Origin of the sequence: Gelidibacter salicanalis (genome assembly GCF_007997285.1) — a bacterium.
Lineage (GTDB): Bacteria > Bacteroidota > Bacteroidia > Flavobacteriales > Flavobacteriaceae > Gelidibacter > Gelidibacter salicanalis.
The window spans coordinates 142201-158498 of the sequence record NZ_VORX01000004.1 but is presented as its reverse complement, the minus strand read 5'-3'; the positions used below and the strand labels follow the sequence as shown (position 1 = coordinate 158498).

Annotated in this window: 20 protein-coding genes; 6 read left to right on the top strand and 14 right to left on the bottom strand. The window is 37.9% G+C overall.

Annotated elements, in window-relative coordinates:
- The first annotated feature begins 27 nt into the window (after positions 1-27).
- Entirely contained in the window at positions 28-945 is a 918-nt protein-coding gene (locus tag ES711_RS10085; RefSeq protein WP_146893171.1) for a DsbA family protein, read from the top strand.
- Between the two features lie 800 nt (positions 946-1745).
- Here the strand turns inward: ES711_RS10085 and ES711_RS10080 are convergent.
- The gene (locus ES711_RS10080) at positions 1746-2195 is read right to left on the bottom strand and encodes a universal stress protein (RefSeq protein WP_146893170.1); all 450 of its coding nucleotides are present in this window, start codon (positions 2193-2195) and stop codon (positions 1746-1748) included.
- 278 nt (positions 2196-2473) lie between these two features.
- On the opposite strand from ES711_RS10080, the gene ES711_RS10075 reads away from it, so the two are divergent.
- Both ES711_RS10075 and ES711_RS10070 read left to right on the top strand, forming a co-directional pair.
- On the top strand, positions 2474-3550 hold the full coding sequence (locus ES711_RS10075) for an endonuclease/exonuclease/phosphatase family protein (protein WP_146893169.1): 1077 nt from the start codon (positions 2474-2476) through the stop codon (positions 3548-3550).
- A gap of 150 nt (positions 3551-3700) precedes the next feature.
- A complete protein-coding gene (locus tag ES711_RS10070) occupies positions 3701-4690 on the top strand; it encodes a DNA topoisomerase IB (RefSeq protein WP_146893168.1) in 990 nt (329 codons plus the stop codon).
- 687 nt (positions 4691-5377) lie between these two features.
- On the opposite strand, the gene ES711_RS10065 is transcribed toward ES711_RS10070, so the two are convergent.
- From ES711_RS10065 to ES711_RS10055, 3 genes are read right to left on the bottom strand one after another with little or no spacing between them, the layout of a single operon-like run.
- Positions 5378-5815, bottom strand: coding sequence for a hypothetical protein (locus ES711_RS10065; protein WP_146893167.1), 438 nt, complete (start codon positions 5813-5815; stop codon positions 5378-5380).
- The gene (locus ES711_RS10060) at positions 5812-6372 is read right to left on the bottom strand and encodes a hypothetical protein (RefSeq protein ID WP_170245262.1); all 561 of its coding nucleotides are present in this window, start codon (positions 6370-6372) and stop codon (positions 5812-5814) included. The genes ES711_RS10065 and ES711_RS10060 overlap by 4 nt, the downstream gene beginning before the upstream one ends.
- 39 nt (positions 6373-6411) lie before the next feature.
- Entirely contained in the window at positions 6412-7245 is an 834-nt protein-coding gene (locus ES711_RS10055) for a helix-turn-helix domain-containing protein (protein WP_146893355.1), read from the bottom strand.
- A 255-nt stretch (positions 7246-7500) separates the two neighbouring features.
- Between ES711_RS10055 and ES711_RS10050 the strand changes: the two genes are divergently transcribed.
- Positions 7501-8676: a dicarboxylate/amino acid:cation symporter gene (locus ES711_RS10050; RefSeq protein ID WP_146893354.1), complete on the top strand. Its 1176-nt coding sequence runs from the start codon at positions 7501-7503 to the stop codon at positions 8674-8676.
- A gap of 74 nt (positions 8677-8750) precedes the next feature.
- Complete coding sequence (locus tag ES711_RS10045) at positions 8751-9395, top strand: thiamine phosphate synthase (RefSeq protein ID WP_146893166.1); 645 nt, start codon at positions 8751-8753, stop codon at positions 9393-9395.
- A 52-nt stretch (positions 9396-9447) separates the two neighbouring features.
- Here ES711_RS10045 and ES711_RS10040 read toward each other — a convergent pair whose 3' ends face one another.
- The 4 genes from ES711_RS10040 to ES711_RS16260 all read right to left on the bottom strand — a co-directional run bounded on the left by ES711_RS10040 (position 9448) and on the right by ES711_RS16260 (position 11793).
- The gene (locus ES711_RS10040) at positions 9448-10260 is read right to left on the bottom strand and encodes a metallophosphoesterase (RefSeq protein WP_146893165.1); all 813 of its coding nucleotides are present in this window, start codon (positions 10258-10260) and stop codon (positions 9448-9450) included.
- An 86-nt stretch (positions 10261-10346) separates the two neighbouring features.
- Positions 10347-11195 carry an SDR family oxidoreductase gene (locus ES711_RS10035; RefSeq protein ID WP_146893164.1) on the bottom strand — a complete coding sequence of 283 codons (849 nt, stop codon included), beginning with the start codon at positions 11193-11195 and terminating at the stop codon, positions 10347-10349.
- A gap of 202 nt (positions 11196-11397) precedes the next feature.
- Positions 11398-11649, bottom strand: a complete 252-nt coding sequence (locus ES711_RS10030; RefSeq protein WP_146893163.1) for a hypothetical protein — start codon at positions 11647-11649, stop codon at positions 11398-11400.
- Positions 11650-11655: 6 nt separating this feature from the next.
- Positions 11656-11793, bottom strand: a complete 138-nt coding sequence (locus ES711_RS16260) for a hypothetical protein (RefSeq protein ID WP_170245261.1) — start codon at positions 11791-11793, stop codon at positions 11656-11658.
- A 260-nt stretch (positions 11794-12053) separates the two neighbouring features.
- Between ES711_RS16260 and ES711_RS10025 the strand changes: the two genes are divergently transcribed.
- On the top strand, positions 12054-12539 hold the full coding sequence (locus ES711_RS10025) for a YciE/YciF ferroxidase family protein (protein ID WP_146893162.1): 486 nt from the start codon (positions 12054-12056) through the stop codon (positions 12537-12539).
- 66 nt (positions 12540-12605) lie between these two features.
- Here ES711_RS10025 and ES711_RS10020 read toward each other — a convergent pair whose 3' ends face one another.
- From ES711_RS10020 to ES711_RS09995, 6 genes are all read right to left on the bottom strand, one after another.
- Positions 12606-13052: a hypothetical protein gene (locus ES711_RS10020; RefSeq protein ID WP_146893161.1), complete on the bottom strand. Its 447-nt coding sequence runs from the start codon at positions 13050-13052 to the stop codon at positions 12606-12608.
- Between the two features lie 36 nt (positions 13053-13088).
- Complete coding sequence (locus ES711_RS10015; RefSeq protein WP_211363065.1) at positions 13089-13775, bottom strand: type 1 glutamine amidotransferase domain-containing protein; 687 nt, start codon at positions 13773-13775, stop codon at positions 13089-13091.
- A 15-nt stretch (positions 13776-13790) separates the two neighbouring features.
- Positions 13791-14399 (bottom strand): DUF1989 domain-containing protein, encoded by a 609-nt coding sequence (locus ES711_RS10010; RefSeq protein ID WP_146893159.1) that lies wholly within the window; start codon positions 14397-14399, stop codon positions 13791-13793.
- Positions 14396-15076: a guanitoxin biosynthesis heme-dependent pre-guanitoxin N-hydroxylase GntA gene (gene gntA, locus ES711_RS10005; RefSeq protein ID WP_146893157.1), complete on the bottom strand. Its 681-nt coding sequence runs from the start codon at positions 15074-15076 to the stop codon at positions 14396-14398. The genes ES711_RS10010 and gntA overlap by 4 nt, the downstream gene beginning before the upstream one ends.
- Positions 15077-15082: 6 nt before the next feature.
- A complete protein-coding gene (locus ES711_RS10000) occupies positions 15083-15658 on the bottom strand; it encodes a DUF421 domain-containing protein (RefSeq protein WP_246139172.1) in 576 nt (191 codons plus the stop codon).
- 193 nt (positions 15659-15851) lie between these two features.
- Positions 15852-16124 carry a SemiSWEET family sugar transporter gene (locus ES711_RS09995; protein WP_146893155.1) on the bottom strand — a complete coding sequence of 91 codons (273 nt, stop codon included), beginning with the start codon at positions 16122-16124 and terminating at the stop codon, positions 15852-15854.
- Positions 16125-16298: the final 174 nt, after the last annotated feature.

Genomic DNA, 16298 nt, shown 5'->3' with positions numbered 1-16298 from the left:
TAACATCCTTTATAACACTAATTAAAAATGGAAACACAAATCAATCCGCTTTTATGCGACATTGAAACTGGCATGTGCGAAACTACAGAAGGCGTTTTAGAAACGGAACCACAAAGCACGGTTCAGAGTACAAAAAAATCTGTTAAAGTTATCTATTATACAGACCCTATATGCTCCTCGTGCTGGGGAATTGAACCGCAATTGCGCAAACTAAAATTGGAATACGGCAATGCTGTTGAAATTGATTATAGAATGGGCGGGCTGCTTCCTGATTGGAGCTACAACAGCGGTGGGATTGGAAAGCCCTCTGACGTTGCGGAGCATTGGGATGACGTAAGCGTACATTACGATATGCCTATTGATGGCGACTTGTGGTTGGAAGATCCTTTAGAATCTTCGTATCCGCCATCTATCGCCTTTAAAGCCGCTCAAATGCAAGATCAGGACAAAGCCATTTTGTTTCTTAGAGAAGTTAGAGAATTGGTGTTTTTGGAAAAGAAGAACATCGCCAAATGGGAATTTATTGAAATGGCTGCTGAAAAAGCTGGTTTGGACACGATCCAATTAAAAGTGGATTTTGAAGGCGCAGCCAAAGAAAAATTTCAAGAAGATTTGGCCTTGGGAAGAGAACTCGGGGTGCGGGGCTTTCCTACCATGTTCTTTTTAGACGCGTCAGGAAACAAAGAAATTGTCTACGGTACCAAACCTTATGTTTATTATGAAATGGCCATTTTAAAACTCGATCCTACACTCAAAAAAAGCGAGTATAGTAAAACTTCGGAAGCGCTGTTCTCCAACTACCACTCGCTTACTGCAAAAGAGTTTTCCGAACTTTCGGGAACCCCTAGAGATGAAAGTGAGTCTGTTTTGAATGTATTATCAAACTCAGGATCATTACAAAAATTGACTACAAAAAACGGATCGATATGGAGACGCAACAATTAAGTAGTGAATGACACACACGTATTTTTTAATGTGAATGTCTTTTACATCATTTAAATGTCAAATTGAGCTAAATTTTAACTTTTTTAGAGTTAGATGCGCTCAAGTTGACTTTTTTTATTTTGAATAATGAAGTTACAATCTTTTGAATTTGATAAATCCTAATTTTCTGTTAAGGCTTCGACTGCGCTCAACCTGACATGCTTTTAGGATTCAAGATTTCTTTTAGAACTTAAAAAATAACCGGACGATAATTATTGTCCTAATGTTCGAAGGGTTTCGACTGCGCTCAACCTGACATGCCTTCGGATTCAAATTGTTTTAAAAACTTAAAACATACGTTCATAGACATTGTCTACATATTCTAAAGGCTTCGACTGCGCTCAACCTGACATGCTTTTAGGATTCAAGATTTCTTTTAGAACTTAAAAAATAACCGGACGATAATTATTGTCCTAATGTTCGAAGGGTTTCGACTGCGCTCAACCTGACATGCCTTCGGATTCAAATTGTTTTAAAAACTTAAAACATACGTTCATAGACATTGTCTACATATTCTAAAGGTTTCGACTGCGCTCAACTTGACATGCCTTCGGATTCAAAATTTCTTAATAAACTTAAAAAATTAGCGGGCGATAAACATGGCCTAAATGCTCAAAAGGTTTCGACTGCGCTCAACCTGACATGAAGATTAAAGAGTTTTATAAAACTTAGAAAAATACGCTGACGATAAACATTGTCTAGATAATCAAAAGGTTTCGACTGCATTCAACCTGACAAGGCATTAACCGCTAAGGTTTTCTTTATTTAACGTCTATTAAGGGAATTGCCAAGAGCGGAATTTGCAACTCATCAATTAAATCCTTCTTTTTGTTTTCGGTAAACAATCCGTAGACCAGATTTCTTCGTTTATGCCCAGCTACAACCAGATCGATTTCATTATCCTTGACAATTTTCTTTAAGGATTTCACCACTGAACCTTCTACTAAAAGTCCCTCAGATGGAACGTTGTATTGCTCTTGAACATCTAATGCTAATTTTTTAATCAAGACTGCCGATTTTTGATTGTCTTCAGTTCGTTTATCGTAAATAAACTGAGGGCCGGCTTCACGACTTAATAAATCCGTAGGATTGGCCGCTGAAACATGAATTATCCAAATTTTACCATTGGTCAGCTTCGCTATTTGCACCGCATAAGCAGTTAACTGATTGGCGTATTTTGGATGGTCTACAGCGACAAGTATATTTTTCATAACATCAGGTTTTAGTAAATTTAAGCAAAATTAAACACAACGCCCTACAATCGACTTTGTAATTTAAAAACACTCTTATATTTGCTTGTTCGACGCGGCGAGCAATTGAACAAAGGGAAGAATCGGTTGCGCCAATTGCAAGATGGAGACCAATTATTTTTAAATGAAGTAAACAAGATTTTAAATTTTTGATATCTTTAAACTCAAATGAAGCTATAGTCATATTCTAGTTTCTTAATGTATATACCAATCACACCTTAAATAATTAAACTAACTACGTGAGCATTTTTGAAACTATAGTACTTATTATCAATCTCATCTTTTGTATTCCGAGCCTCGCCTCCCTTACACGTTTTGACCAATGGTGGATTCGCGGTTTCGATTTTCCTAGAGTTCAAATTTCAATTCTGATCATTCTGAATATTGTCTTAGCTGCATTTGCCTATCCGTTTGACGAGACTTGGCATTTTATCATCGTCGGCGTATTGGTTTTAAGTTTATTCTACCAATTATACCTTATTTATCCGTACACTACTTTAGCCAAGAAACAAGTGATCGATTATTCCGGAAACAGCAACGGGAACACCCTAGCTATCCTTGTGAGCAATGTCTTGATGACTAACAGAGACTATCCTAAATTGATTGATTTGATTAAAGATAAAAATCCGGATCTCTTTCTCACCTTAGAATCGGATACAGGTTGGGAACAGGCTTTGGATACATTGGAAGACGAATATAAACACACCGTTAAGGTGCCGTTGGATAATTTATACGGTATGCATCTGTACTCCAAATTGCCTTTAGAAGACATAGAAGTGCGGTATCTTGTTAAAGATGACATTCCATCTATTCATGGCTATGTGAAGTTAGGGAACGGCTATCGCGCTAAAATACATTGTTTGCACCCTAGACCCCCAAGTCCAACGGAGAGCAAGACCTCTACCAGCAGAGATGCCGAAATTTTAATGATTGGCAACGATATGGAAGAGGATCCTAAGCTGACCTTGGTGTTTGGCGACTTAAACGATGTGGCTTGGTCGAGGACCACCAAAATTTTCCAAAGAGTCAGTGGTTTAATGGACCCAAGACGCGGGCGTGGATTTTTTAACACGTTCAGTACGGAGTACCGACTGTTACGCTGGCCTTTAGATCATGTCTTTCATTCCAATGATTTTACCTTGATGGCCATATCCCGCGGACGGCATATTGGCTCCGATCATTTTCCGATGTATATAAAATTGAATTATTCTCCTGAAAAAGAAGACGAGCAAGAAAAACTTAGCGTCAATGAAGATGAAAAAGAATGGGCTGAAGAAAAGGTTAAAAAAGGCGAAAAGAATCCGGAGCGATCCTAAACTACTGAATTGGCCTTTAAACCCCTCTCCCCCAGCCGATTGTAACTTATCATAACCTTATTTTGTTTTTGCATATTGATTAACAATTCCCCCAATTGAGAATAGCGACCTGTCGATATTATGCTAATTTTAAAATAAAAATTTTCGGCTATGTACCACAGAAAAAAACACGGGAAAGGGTTTACCTATCAGGATAAACATGGGAAAACTATATCTGAAAAAGACACTCGAGATTGGATTCAGTCCTTAGTGATTCCGCCCGCTTGGACCGATGTGGAAATTTCCGAAAATAGAAAAAAGGATTTATTGGTGACCGGTCGTGACGATAAGGACAGAAAACAATACATCTATCACCCAAAATATACGGAGCGGCAAAACGCCAAAAAATTTGATCGGATAATTAATTTCGCTGACCAACTGGAACATATGCGGCGGGTAACCGGGCAGCATTTACGGAAACGGAAATTAACGCGAGAAAAAGTTATGGCCACGATGTTGCGCTTGCTTGAATCTGCGTTTTTCAGACCTGGCTCCGATTCGTATTCCAAAGAAAATGCAACTTACGGACTGACCACCTTGCGTCATAAACATCTGACCATAAATGACGATGAAATTATATTTAAATACCTAGGAAAGTCTGGACAAGAACAGGAAAAACATATTGTCGATAAAAAACTAGCCAAAATTGTCCAGCAAATTGATGACATGCAAGGGTATGAAGTATTTAAATACCTGGATGATGATGATAATATTATTGATGTTAAAAGTGACGACCTGAATGCTTATATTCATGAAGTGATGGGTGAAGAGTTTTCTGCCAAAGATTTTAGAACTTGGGCGGGCACCATGATTGCTGCCATTGCTTTGGATGAATTGGGAGTGGTGGATAAAAAAGATCAAAAAGCCTTAGACAAAAATATTAAGGAAGCCGTTATACGAGTTTCGGAACGCTTGGGTAACACCCCGTCTGTGGCGCGTAGCTCGTATATCGATCCGCGAATAATTGAAGATTATACAGAAGGTCGTACCTTAAAATATTTTGAAAAGGAAATCACCCGATTGCTTGAAAAAGCGGAAAATTTATCTAAAGAAGAAATTGGTGTCCTCTGCATGCTTCGCAATCGTTTAAAAACCAAATGAATCAAGTGATTTATAGGCTATTTAAATATTAAAAAACCCTAGCATATGCCGGGGTTTTTGCTATAAACTTAGTTACTTAAGCTCTGACTAGAAAAAGTTCACAGGTTTCTTATCGTATAAGATTTACATGTTTTTGAAAACACGGTAATGATCTAAAGCCATTCTGTGGTTTTCACGACCAAATCTCTAGTTATTTGTAACATGGATAAAGATATAGGTGTATACATTGCGATAATGTGTAATTAATTACATGCGATGGGATTATTAATTTGCAGCGTAAAAAGGAGAGATTTGCGGGATAATTTTAATATACATATAATTCCCCGCTGCTCACGGCGATTTTCGCTGATTTTTTCACAACTATATTAATCAACGGACCTAAAGTTTTTAATTTTTTTTCTTGATTCTTAATTATGCTTTTAAAATAAGTGTCGTGTAATTACACTGCTAATATACCTGAGCACCTCTGCTTTCAATTTATTGATACGGTTCAAGAACTTATGAAAAAAGGGTCAATATTTCTAGAACTGACACAAACACACACGAATCCTAATTTAAATTATTGATTATTTGATACTTAAATAAACTTAACCTTATGAAAGAAAGTTTGCTGAGCTTAATAGGAAACAAATTAAGAGTGAGAGCATGTAGTACCCATTGCGTTAAAGTGCTGGAATAAAAGAAAAATTAAGGGTTAGATCTTTTTTGTCGTATTAAACCTAACCTATTTTTTATTTTAGGATGACGCAGAAGAAGATCATGAAATCCCATGGTTGACAACAACGAAATAAAGGCCAATGCCCCAAGTGCGCCACCAAAGCCTTCAAAGAAGTGACTTTTATTCAGATAAATTAAACTAAAAATGAGTCCGGCAATGCTTAACCTTACATACCCCACTTTGAGCTTTGCTGAGACCATTCCGATAAATGAAGTTCCGAAAAACACTACAGGAATATTTTTTGTTAGAAACGCATTAAGTAACTCAGGAAAGCCATAAAAGAACAGTGCTACCGCAAGTGAAAGCATGGCTGAAGCCCTTACTGTTGAAAAATTAAACCGATGATGGGCATAGAAGGTTGCTACGGCACCGAGAATTCCAAAAATAGCAATAACGAGAATGTTCATGAGATCCAATTTATCAAAGTGACCGCCACAACCCCTCCAAAGGCGATGGTTCCTAATTTTCCACCCATACCAACAAACAGGTTTTTAGAAAGCATATAAAACAATCCAGCCGCCAGTCCGCCTGCGATGACGACATACATTGAAGGTGCAATTTCTAAGCTAGACATGCCAACAAATACGCCACAGTATATGGCGAAGGGCAATTTTTTAAAATACTCAGAATCTTTTTTAAGAAGGGGTAAAAATGATGCCAAGACGCCTATGAGTGCCGCTGAGATCACACTTCCAAAATCAGTAGTGGTATGCAATACATAACATAATACAGCGCCAATGGGCACTCCTATGGCAACGGATAATTTTTCGTAACCGTAATCATCATGATGTAAATCCAAATAGTTATACCCAAATAATAAGGTCATTATCATGAGTACCAAGACCACAATTGCTGCAAAATTGTCGGCATCATATTTTTCTTTAGCAATCATGATCAGAAAAATAATCTGAATGACCACCACAAGTACAATCATAAAAACCCTAGCGGCTTTATGTCTCTTCATGCTGCATGTATTTTTTTTAGGAAAAAAGGTTTGGACGGGTTAAATTTCTGTAGGGCTTACACCGAACTTATTCTTAAAGGCGACACTAAAGTTGGACAGATTGTTATAGCCTACATCCATATAGATATCAGAAGCTTTTAATTCTCCTGCTTGCAATAATTCCTTCGCTTTTTGAAGACGTTTATCTTGCAGCCATTTTCCGGGTGGCACCTGGTATTCATTGGTAAAGTGACGCTTAAAGGTAGACAAACTCATATGACATAAAAATGCAATCTCTTCTAATTTTAAATTTGAATGCACATTACTATCCACAATACTTTTAAAAGGAGATAATTCCTTTGAAATTAAAGATTGAAGGTAATGTTCAAAAGGACTGCCGTATTTATTTAAAAGATAGAGCATAATTTCTTCAAATTTCAACAACAATAACGCATCGCTAAAGTTATGATCTGTAAAGGTTTTAGAGGACAATGAACTGATAAACGCTGCAATATACTCATCGTTCTCTATGACAAAATAAGGCACGCCCTCTTGATTGGATTTTATATTAGAAGTGTATTTACTTAAAAATTCCGTCAGTTTATTTTCGGAAAAGAAAAATAACTTACAATAGTATACCGCATCCTTATCTAACAGTTCAGTCCACAACCAATTTCCTTTTTTAAGCAAAAGTGACTGTTTATTATTAACAGCAGCTGAAGTGTTTGCGAAGTGCACTTGTTTTTTTCCAACTTGAAGAAAACTAAACATATTCATGCTTAAGTTGACTTTGCTTTTTACCACATCACTGGTCATTTTAAAATCGTATACGAACAGATCTTCTGGCGAATTTTTAGTCGAAAAATAAATTTCAGGGATATTTTCTATAGGCATGTTGACTTTTTTCTGCATGGGTTTCAAAATTCATTGAAGCTGCAAAATTACAGAAAAAAATACGGGACGCTTGCACTACCACAGCTTATGTTGGGAAGCCAAATAAAAACAACAGGTTATTGAGTAGAGGAAACCCGGAATCTAACCAAAAAATGAGTCTTATCAAAGAATCTTTCAATACAATGGCTGTATATTAGCGGACTTAAAAATAATTTTTAAAAACGACACCCCCCTTTTGATAATCTACACCTTATGATGAAACGTTTATTTTCAAACTTATTATTTAAAGTATTTCTTGCCATAGTTTTAGGGATTGTTTTTGGACAGTACTTACCAGAATCGATCAACCGAATCTTTACCACCTTTAATTCCTTTTTTGGTCAATTTCTAAATTTCGCCATACCGTTAATCATCATGGGATTAATCATGCCCTCTATTGCCGATTTAGGTAAAGGTGCCGGTAAATTACTGTTGATCACGGCCGCTATCGCCTACGGATCCACTTTGTTTTCTGGGTTTATGACCTACTTTACCACCTCTAATATTTTTCCTGAGTTATTAGCTTCACACGTTAAGGATGTTGATCAAATTGCGGATTCAGGGCGTGAACTCACTCCCTATTTTAGCATCACCATTCCGCCAGTTATTGATGTAATGTCAGCCTTGGCATTGGCCTTTGTCATTGGGCTTGGGCTTTCCTTTCAAGAGAAATCAAGCTTAAAATTGGTGGTAAAAGATTTCGAAAAAATCATCATGCAACTGATAGAAAATGTCATCGTACCCTTATTACCACTATTCATTTTAGGAATTTTTGCAAGTATGTCCTTTAGCGGACAAGTGTTCTCCATCTTAAAAGTATTCATCAGTATTATAGGGGTTATCTTTGCATTGCACATCATACTTTTAGCGTTGCAGTATACGATTGCGGGTGCACTTGTCAAAAAAAATCCACTCAAATTATTGGCCACCATGATGCCTGCTTATTTTACGGCATTAGGCACCCAATCGTCAGCGGCCACCATCCCAGTTACCCTAGAACAAACACTTAAAAATGGGGTTTCAGAGAAAATTGCAGGTTTTGTAATCCCGTTGTGTGCCACCATTCATTTGTCGGGGAGTATTATGAAAATTACGGCCTGTGCCATGGCCCTAATGATTTTACATGGAATGCCGTTTAGTTTTGCCCTATTTGCAGGGTTTATATTCATGTTGGGCATTGCGATGGTTGCGGCGCCAGGTGTCCCTGGAGGAGCAATTATGGCTGCGGTAGGCATATTACAATCGATGTTAGGGTTTAATGAGGAAATGATCGGATTGATGATTGCTCTCTATATTGCCATGGATAGTTTTGGAACTGCATGTAATGTTACGGGTGATGGTGCTATCTCGATAGTAGTGGATAAAATTACTAAAGAAAAGCTGGTTTCCTAAGGTTCAGCCTTTAGCTAAGGTTATAGAATAAGAATGTCCGTTCCCTCTGGGAATTAAAAAACACAAATGATATTATGAGCACGATTCCCAAATTACACTATATCTCTCAAGGCGCTACTCCTGAAGCACATTTAGAAAACATTAAGGAGGCCTGTATTGCGGGAGTAGCCTTAGTGGAATTGCGGCTGTTGGATGTCGATGATGCCACGCTGCTACACACGGCGACACAAGCCAGAGAAATAACGGGCATGTACCAAACGCGTTTAGTCATTACGGATGCCTACGCCATTGCCAAAACTGTAAAAGCGGACGGCGTATTCCTATCCAACGTTAAAACATCTCCAAGATCAGCTCGTGAGAATTTGCACTCTTGGCAGAGTATTGGGGCGGTAGCACATACGCTGAACGATATGAAGGCGCTTATTAATTTTCAGGTAGACTATATCGCTTTGGGTCCCTTCGGGAAGGCAAATGAGACCTCAACGCTAACTAGCAAAGACCTTGACACCCTCTTACAAGCTGTTCATACGGATATCCCATTTTTTGCCTTTGGAACTGTTGCCATTGAAGATATTCAAAACTTCATAGACATTGGAATTTACGGGATTGCAGTTGGGGATTTACTTACGGAAGATTTTAAGAAAGTGCCAATGCTCCAAAAACTTTTGGGAGGCTCTTCTACACAGGAACAAGCCTGGAATGCAGATGATTGGGTTTAGCTCCAAACTATGAAGAATAACTTAATCGGTTTCTTAAACTGATTAATTAAAATTAAAGATCAAACATCGCCACTTCCGCTCTTGCGCCTAATCTGATGGGTAACACACTCGTGCCAATACCTTTGGAAATGTACATTTTTGGATCCTTCTCTTGGTACCAACCTTTTACATACGGGCCACTACCTTTAGGTTTAAAAGGAACCCAACCAAAGAAAGTAATCTGACCACCGTGGGTGTGCCCGCATAGTACCAAATCAATCAAAAGCTCTCCTTTTTGCTTAATAATCACATCGCGATGTTCTGGGCAATGCGTTAACACCACTGTGGCCTCTGCTGCCTTCATGCCATCAACAGCGCTGATAAAGTCAGCATTACCACCAACAAAATCATCTATACCGATAACGTTAAGACTTCGGTTTTTAATGCTTATCGTCCTATGTTCATTGACCAATAACTCACAATTATGTCGAGTAAATGTATTTTTAAGTGTGCTGAGATTCACGTTTCCCCAATATTCCCAATTGCCTAGGATGGCATACTTTTGCATGGAATGGTCAATTAATTTTAAGAATTCGTCAAGATATTCAAGAGTATCCGGAGCATCTACTGAGTCTCCCGTAAACACAATAAGATCGGGTTGTAGTTTATTTATCTTTTTTGCTATTGCTCTATGGAAGGACCGCACCTGATCGATGTGCAAATCGGATATTTGAACAATTTTTATAGGAGGCTGTCCTGATTTTTTAAGGTTGAAATAATTCCAATCTATAATATATTTCTCAAACCAGAACGAATCAATTAACACGAATCCTAGGGAAGCCAAAATACCACCCATTATAAATCTTCTGCGGTTAAATTTAGTCATTATTTAATTTTGAGAATCGCCTTCGTAGCCATGCAATTAGCATCTAAAATAGACATAATTTACGGAAAGTCCTTCATTAGCGACGCTCACCCACCTACCACTTCGCCACCATTCACGTGTATAAATTGCCCCGTTATGTAACTACTATCTTCACTCGCTAAAAACACGTAAGCCGGACCTACTTCACTTGGCTGGCCCGCTCTTCCCATGGGAGTATCTTGACCAAAATCACTGATATCATCAAAAGTTGATGGAATCAAGGGCGTCCAAATTGGTCCTGGTGCGACCCCATTCACCCGAATATTCTTTTTAGCCAACTGTGCCGATAACGATCTGGTAAAACTGGTAATGGCACCTTTAGTGCTAGAATAATCCACCAGATGATCACTGCCTCTGTAAGAGGTTACGGAACCCGTATTGATGATCACATCACCTTTAGTAAAATGCGGCAATGCCGCTTTCACCATATAAAAATAAGGATAGATGTTGGTCTGAAACGTGGTTTCCAATTGTTTTTTGGTAATGTTTTCAATGTCATCTTCCGGAAATTGCATGGCTGCATTGTTGACTAAAATATTCAATTTGCCAAACTTTTTAAGACACTTCTCAACGCTACTCACACAGTTAGCATTTAATTTTAAATCAGCTTTGATCAGTAAACAGGCTTTACCCTCCTGTTCCACCATTTTCTTGGTGTCTTTGGCATCTTTGGTTTCTTTCAGATATACTATAGCCACATCAGCGCCTTCCCGTGCAAAGTGGACCGCGACACTTCTTCCAATCCCACTATCGCCACCCGTGATCAGGGCAACTTTACCTTTTAATTTATCCGATCCTTTATAGGATTTTCGGATGACCTCTGGCTCAGGCACCATTTTACTTTCGTTACCGGGTTGCGATTGCTTTTGTTGGGGAAATTTGTTTGGTTTTTTCATCTTAAATTCATTTTGATACGCTACTAAGATAGCTTAGCACTGTAAAGTGGTTAACCTGTAAAAGCTTTAAAAATTTCTCAAATTAAAAAGCCGGCTTTTTGGCCGTCATCATGCTCCTTTAAATTAGCATAAAAAAACCATGAACTCCAAGAGAATTCATGGTTTTTATGTTGATGTATCACAACAAAATTCAACTTTAGAATTAGTAATCCCAATTGCGAATTTCATTTTTTATCTCGTCGGTACTTCTATTAGTTCTACGAGCAATACTGGCAATCATATGGTCAAATTCTCCCGATTTAAAATCTAAATCTTCATCCGTAATGCTAGGGTTTTTCTTGCGATAATCTGCTTGAATATTACTCCATCTGCCTTCCAAACTGTCGTCAGAACTGTTTAATTTGCTATCTTCAGTATAGCCTCGGTGCTTATTATTGTCTTTGTCTAAACTCATAATATCTTATTTTTTGGTTTTATTTGGTTTAAAGCCGTCCTCAGTGGAATCGTCTCTTTCGCTGTGTACTTTTTTACTGCCTCTCGCATGTTTTGTACTGGAATCTTTCCTATCAGTTTCCTGATCTTTGTTTTTGTCGCTCATGATGTCCTGTTTTTAAAATTTGTATGCTCTAAGATACAGGCTTAACATGATTAAATTTGCCTTAATACATTGAGATCTTAACTGAAATGCGGCGGGATGAATGGCATTTTTATCGACAACCTTTCTGGTCCATTAAAACTAGTTAACACTGTTTTTTAAAGTCAATTTTACAACGTTTAGGAAACCTTATTTTCTGAACTACTACATAACTTCACCATCACAAAAACTTAAAAACAAATTCATAATTCAAATTTAAAAACATGAAAACATTAGAAGATTTATTCGAACATCAATTGAAAGATTTATACAGTGCAGAAACACAACTGATTGAGGCCTTACCAAAAATGGCGAAAAGTGCTACAGATCCAAAATTAAAAAAAGCATTTGAAGACCATCTCAAAGAAACTGAAGGGCACAAAAAACGTTTGGAGGAAGTGTGTGACGAATTAGGCATAGATCCGAAAGGCGAAAAATGTAAAGGCATGGAAGGCTTAATTAAAGAAGCTGAAGGTTTTATTAAAGAAAAGAAAGACGAAGATGTTAATAATGCCGGTCTAATTGCAGAGGCTCAACGCGCAGAGCATTATGAAATTTCAGGTTACGGCACGGCTGTGAGGTACGCAAAAGAGTTGGGCCATAAAAGTGTAGCGGCTAAACTTCAGAAAACATTAGATGAAGAATATGGTGCTGACGAAAAACTGAATGATATGGCGGAAGATCGTCTTAATAAGAAAGCAAAATCATAAGAACAGTAAAAAATCCCGAAATTATTTTCGGGATTTTTATTTGGTAACATATTGAAAATTATTTTTTTAGCGCCAAGGCAACCATTGAAATACAAGTAAGGCGGTGACACTAAATACAATGTGGGCAAAAAATATGTGTATATAATACTGCTGATAATTGAAATGCGAAGACGGCTTGCTCGTTTTAAATAAAATTTTCCATCCTAGCACCCCAAGAAGTCCCAGAAAACTCCCAAATATCAGACTCCATAAGAATGTTCTGGGCACATTTGTTACCTGCCAGAGGATTTCATAAATCACCAAGAATACGATTCCCAAAATAAAATGGATCAACCAGCCCCAAACATACGTGTTTTGTTTAGACGCATTGATATGCGGATGGTTTTGCATCAGCTTTGAAAGTAGCGTCGGCTCCCTAAATTGATTCCCTGACACACTGCTCCATAAGGCACTGAACAATGTCATACAAATTACTGCAATAATCCATGCCAATGCAAATAGTGTGAGCGTCATTTGATATCAGAATTATAATTTACAATTATATATGAGTTACTTGGTTTCCAACATGGCAATCAATGCCTCTGCAGTTGGTCCGGCAGATAATGGATTTTGCCCAGTAATCAACAAACCATCTGTTTCCACATGGGATGAAAAAGGGAGCAGCGCCATGTGATACTCAGCGCCCATTTCTTTCAATTTATCTTCTAAGGTATACGGCATCGTATCGGACCGGAAGACCAATTTTTCTTCAGCATTTGAGAATCCAGTCACTTTTTTACCTTTTAAAATGGAAGGTTCCATTTCTGCAGCCTTCAACAATGCCGCAGGACCATGACAAACAGCCGCGACAGGTTTGTGCTGGGATAGAAATTCCACAATTAACTTAGCACTCGTCGTACTGGAGGCCAAATCAAACATGGGGCCGTGCCCTCCCGGGTAAAATACCGCATCAAAATCAGCAGCCGAAACCTCATCAAGCTTTAAGGTATGCTTTAGTGCATGTTTGGCAAAATCATCATCCATAAATCGGCGGTTAGACCCGGTAACGTGTTCCGTCAACTTACTCATGGGATCAATTGGTGGCTGACCACCTTGCGGACTTGCGATAACCACTGTATAATTTTTGTCTCGAAATTCATAATAAGGATCTGTAAATTCTCCTATCCACAAGCCTGTGGTACTATCCGTATTGAGCAACTCCTTATGAGAGGTGACCACCATTAAAATTTTTTTCATTGTCTTAATTTTTTGTTACTGATTGATCATGCCATCTTCATCCGTGATAATATAATGTATGGGTTTAAAAGTGCCACCATTACTATCTTCAGCGGAACATGCAGTTAGGGCTACAATAAGATCCATCTCGGCCTTAAAGCGCACTAAATCTCCTGGCTTAGAGGTTGGTGGCAATACACTTAACTTTCCATTTTCGTCAAACTGCACATTCATAAACACATTAAAGGCTGTAGGAATATCATCGAGTTCTATCCCGAATGGACGTAAATTTTGTTGTAAATTTTCTTGGCAGCTGGGATGGTATTCTGGATTATCGTACATAATCTGAAAGGTTTCAGCGCTACAGGGCGCTAATAAAAAGTCATTACGACCGTTGGTATCCTCTCTAATTTCCATCATTTTACGAGAGCGGTTGCTCCATAAAAAATTCCCTTTGGTCAGTAAAATAGATTCTTCAAAATCCATAGATTTACCCGCAGATATCTTTTCTTTAGGATCTTCCCGATTGAAAGCCACCATGTCACTGACTTGCTGCCCCAGTGGATCAATAATGGTAAGAATATCACCTTTATTTAATTCAAAGGCAACGCCTGTTTGTGGTGGAATAATGTGTATGGCATTCATATCGTGTTCGTTTTTTGGTGGAAAGGACATTTCCATTCAGTTCCTACAGCTCTTCCGCTGTATTGCTTTGCTTCCGTATCAGATCCAAAATCGCGAAGAACGGGATTAATAGAGCCCTGCAACTTTTTATCACGACGTCTGATTCTTTTCTTAACGGTTTGATAAGTACCCATTTCTCTTAGTTTTTCGAATTGCCAATGCAAATTGAAAACGACCGTACAATAGGGTGCACGTCTTGCCAAACGAGAACTTTTTGGATGCATGCCCACAATATAAAAGGCTTTTCCTTTTAGACTAAAGCTAAATTTAGAACTTTCTACATCATCGCTTACCTCAGGGTCCCAATCTTGGTCATCCTGGTCGTGTAAGTTTTGAAGCAAATCCCATAAGGCATCTTCAAATTCAAGTTCAGTATCATACTGACTATTTTTAAAACAGAACAACAAGGTCTCAAAATCATTCGACTCAAAATTGTAATGGCTTAAATACTCTTCAATAGCATTCAACATAGGCGTCACTACAGCATCAGACGTCATATCATCCAATATATTAAGCTTATAGTTATCTAATTTAAATACCGCATTAGCCATTATACAAGGATGTTTATCCGTAATGATAAATTTTTTATAAGCTTGTTCTATAGTATTTTGTTCTTCTAAATTCAATGTGTTCATCATAATTAATTAGCGTTGTACATCCTTTAATAACCAGTCGTCTATGGCGTTAGCACCATTCTTGTGCAACACCACTATATCACCTGTAGTTTCAAAAATAACTGCTTTAATATCAGTCATTTTAATAACATTGGCCTCACGCAACTTCGAGCGGATATCGCCTTCCGTAACCCTTACGGCTTTCATATTGTCTCGCAATAAGGTTTGGCCATCCATTAACAAAGTAGGTTCGTTGTCAGTAAGTTTCCGAAACCAAGGGAAGCGTCGTAAGAAGGCTGCCGCTAACTGCAGGCTATATACTACTAAAAGTCCCACGGCGCCCTCTAAAAAACTCACACTGTCTGATAAAACAGTAGATGCGATCATAGAACCTACCGCTACGGTCATGGCAAAATCAAAACTGGACATCTTGGAGAAACTACGTTTCCCGAAAATCCTGGTATACAGAATAACCGCAACATAAATACAAACCGTAGAAAGCAAAATCAGAAAAAACGTCTTCTGATCTAGAGCAAAAAGTTCATTCAGCGCTTGATTTAAAGGACGTTCAACAATTTGCAAAACTTGAGACATATGGAAAGTCATGTAGTTAAATATTCAAATAGGCAGCGCACATAGCCATCGCTAAAAGTGTAGAAAGTCCATTGCGCACTACATTGTTAAAGTTATGCAGATTACAGTAAGAGATTTAGTGCTATACACAGAAATGTGAACTCTATAGACTGATCGTTCAAGATTACCTAACTGTCTTCGGTGCCGAAAAAACCGTTAACATAGATTACGCTTTTACTTTATTTTTTGACGATACCAAAACAATGTAAAGCATGATGGCATTTAAAATAAAAGAGATGCCATTGGTCAAAATAATGGGCCAATCCATTTTAAGAATGCCATAAACGGTCCAAAGTCCTACGCCACCGCATAGAATAATGAACATAAAAGGACTCACATCGTTAACCTCTTTTGTTTTTATAGCCTTAAAAATTTGCGGCAATACCGCAATAGTGGTAAGTAAGCCGGCGGCAATTCCAATAAATTCTTCTAACACCATAAATCATGTATTTTGAGTTTTAGTTTTATTAAGAAGGATGAAACCCGCGTCCAATGTAGTATACAAAAAGAACCAAAACTTAGCATATATTATGCGCTTATCTTGGTTCTTTTATAGTATCTGTTGTTCTGAAATCATCTAATAAAAATGTCAGATATTTTCATTTTCATGTGC

What these genes read in the sequence shown, in the direction of transcription:
- ES711_RS10020 (WP_146893161.1), bottom strand. Translation starts at nt 13,052, where the DNA reads ATGACGCTCACACTATTTGCATTGGCATGGATTATTGCAGTAATTTGT.
- ES711_RS10030 (WP_146893163.1), bottom strand. Translation starts at nt 11,649, where the DNA reads ATGAGTTTAGACAAAGACAATAATAAGCACCGAGGCTATACTGAAGAT.
- ES711_RS16260 (WP_170245261.1), bottom strand. Translation starts at nt 11,793, where the DNA reads ATGAGCGACAAAAACAAAGATCAGGAAACTGATAGGAAAGATTCCAGT.
- ES711_RS10025 (WP_146893162.1), top strand. Translation starts at nt 12,054, where the DNA reads ATGAAAACATTAGAAGATTTATTCGAACATCAATTGAAAGATTTATAC.
- ES711_RS10060 (WP_170245262.1), bottom strand. Translation starts at nt 6,372, where the DNA reads ATGAAGAGACATAAAGCCGCTAGGGTTTTTATGATTGTACTTGTGGTG.
- ES711_RS10010 (WP_146893159.1), bottom strand. Translation starts at nt 14,399, where the DNA reads ATGAATGCCATACACATTATTCCACCACAAACAGGCGTTGCCTTTGAA.
- ES711_RS10070 (WP_146893168.1), top strand. Translation starts at nt 3,701, where the DNA reads ATGTACCACAGAAAAAAACACGGGAAAGGGTTTACCTATCAGGATAAA.
- ES711_RS10085 (WP_146893171.1), top strand. Translation starts at nt 28, where the DNA reads ATGGAAACACAAATCAATCCGCTTTTATGCGACATTGAAACTGGCATG.
- ES711_RS10035 (WP_146893164.1), bottom strand. Translation starts at nt 11,195, where the DNA reads ATGAAAAAACCAAACAAATTTCCCCAACAAAAGCAATCGCAACCCGGT.
- gntA (WP_146893157.1), bottom strand. Translation starts at nt 15,076, where the DNA reads ATGATGAACACATTGAATTTAGAAGAACAAAATACTATAGAACAAGCT.
- ES711_RS09995 (WP_146893155.1), bottom strand. Translation starts at nt 16,124, where the DNA reads ATGGTGTTAGAAGAATTTATTGGAATTGCCGCCGGCTTACTTACCACT.
- ES711_RS10080 (WP_146893170.1), bottom strand. Translation starts at nt 2,195, where the DNA reads ATGAAAAATATACTTGTCGCTGTAGACCATCCAAAATACGCCAATCAG.
- ES711_RS10065 (WP_146893167.1), bottom strand. Translation starts at nt 5,815, where the DNA reads ATGAACATTCTCGTTATTGCTATTTTTGGAATTCTCGGTGCCGTAGCA.
- ES711_RS10050 (WP_146893354.1), top strand. Translation starts at nt 7,501, where the DNA reads ATGAAACGTTTATTTTCAAACTTATTATTTAAAGTATTTCTTGCCATA.
- ES711_RS10000 (WP_246139172.1), bottom strand. Translation starts at nt 15,658, where the DNA reads ATGACTTTCCATATGTCTCAAGTTTTGCAAATTGTTGAACGTCCTTTA.
- ES711_RS10015 (WP_211363065.1), bottom strand. Translation starts at nt 13,775, where the DNA reads ATGAAAAAAATTTTAATGGTGGTCACCTCTCATAAGGAGTTGCTCAAT.
- ES711_RS10045 (WP_146893166.1), top strand. Translation starts at nt 8,751, where the DNA reads ATGAGCACGATTCCCAAATTACACTATATCTCTCAAGGCGCTACTCCT.
- ES711_RS10055 (WP_146893355.1), bottom strand. Translation starts at nt 7,245, where the DNA reads ATGCCTATAGAAAATATCCCTGAAATTTATTTTTCGACTAAAAATTCG.
- ES711_RS10040 (WP_146893165.1), bottom strand. Translation starts at nt 10,260, where the DNA reads ATGACTAAATTTAACCGCAGAAGATTTATAATGGGTGGTATTTTGGCT.